The sequence below is a fragment of the Aquimarina sp. 433 genome, from assembly GCF_054054605.1.
On sequence record NZ_JBSWZK010000059.1, the window covers coordinates 1 to 248 of the forward strand.

General features: G+C 38.7%; 1 protein-coding gene. It reads left to right on the forward strand.

Translation table 11 applies throughout. From position 1 onward, the window contains the following. Positions 1 to 248, forward strand: a 248-nt coding sequence (locus tag ACWNT5_RS24340; protein WP_456518874.1) for a hypothetical protein, incomplete at both ends; no start/stop codon positions are given.

Genomic DNA, 248 nt, shown 5'->3' on the forward strand with positions numbered 1-248 from the left:
GTTACTGTTGATGTTCCTGTTATCGATGATGCTATTGATGAGCCAAGTGAGGACTTAACAGTTAATGGTACAGTTACCAGTGGTAATACGAGTAATACCGATCCAAGTGGTACGGTAACGATTACTGATAATGATAATACCCCTACGGTTAGTATTAGCGATATTACAGTTGCAGAGGATGTAGGTAATGCTACGGTTACAGTAAGTATTGATGTAGCGAGTAGTGTAGATACGGTTATAGATATAGT